The following is a 1,162-nucleotide window of genomic DNA, read 5'->3' as shown; positions in this document are numbered from 1 at the left end:
AAGATCGTCGCCCGCAGGGGTGTAAACCGTTGTGGGCGGAGCGTGCGGTGTATGCCGAGCTCGTTGCGCAGGGTGTGCGGACGGGTGAGGCGTGTCGGCTGGTCGGGGTGGCTCCGCGGACGGGGTATCGGTGGCGGCGGGAAGCGGCCGCCGCGGCTGCGGCCGCGGCCGCGGTGGTGGTGCGGCCGGTGGTGTCGGCCCGGTATCTGTCCCTGGATGAGCGGGTCGTGATCGGTGACCGGCTCCGTGCTGGTGTGTCGCAGGCGGTGATCGCGGCGGAGCTGGGCCGGCCGCGGTGCACGGTCAGCCGGGAGATCGCCCGCAACCAGGACCCGGCCGGGGGCGGCTATCAGCCGTTCGCCGCGCAGCAGCGTGCCGAACGCCGCCGGCCCCGGCCGAAGACCCGGAAGCTGGCCGGGAACCCGGCCCTGCTGGATCTGGTGCAGAACCTGCTGACGTCCCGGCACAGCCCGCGGCAGATCAGTGCCCGGCTGCGCCTCGACTTCCCCGACCGAAACGAGCTGCGCGTGTCCCACGAAACGATCTACCAGGCGTTGTATGTCCAGGGCAGGGGCGCGCTGCGCCGGGAACTGGCCGCGGCACTACGCACCGGCCGCGCCGTGCGCCGCCCCCGCACCACCAGCACCAGGCCGCCGCGGTTCACCGCACCGATGCTGATGATCAGCGACCGGCCCGCCGAAGCCGACGACCGCGCCATCCCCGGACACTGGGAAGGCGACCTCATCATCGGCAAAGACGGCCAGTCCGCGATCGGCACCCTCGTCGAACGCGCCACCCGCTACGTCCTGCTCGTCCACCTGGGCACCCGCGGCCGCAGCGCCGAAACCGTCCGCGACGCCCTCCTGAACACCGTCGCCACCCTCCCCCAACACCTGAAACGATCCCTGACCTGGGACCAGGGCGCCGAAATGGCCCTACACCACCAGTTCAGCACCGCCACAGGCATGCCCGTGTACTTCTGCGACCCCCACAGCCCCTGGCAACGCGGCTCAAACGAAAACACCAACGGCCTGCTCCGCCAGTACTTCCCCAAAGGCACCGACCTCACCGGTCACAGCCCGCAACACCTCACCGCCGTCGCCGCCGAACTCAACGGCCGACCCCGCCAAACCCTCGGCTGGCACACCCCAGCCGAACGCCT

The 1,162-nt window shown here is 71.4% G+C and carries 1 protein-coding gene; it reads left to right on the top strand.

Annotated features, from left to right (window positions below):
- Positions 1 to 29: 29 nt before the first annotated feature.
- Positions 30 to 1,162 (top strand): IS30 family transposase (locus ABD352_RS57420; RefSeq protein ID WP_425554026.1); only part of this gene is annotated, 1,133 nt, incomplete at its 3' end.

The organism is Dactylosporangium salmoneum (assembly GCF_039532525.1).
Taxonomy (GTDB): domain Bacteria; phylum Actinomycetota; class Actinomycetes; order Mycobacteriales; family Micromonosporaceae; genus Dactylosporangium; species Dactylosporangium salmoneum.
Note: the sequence above shows the minus strand (reverse complement) of the source record. Positions and strands in the feature narration are given on the sequence as shown.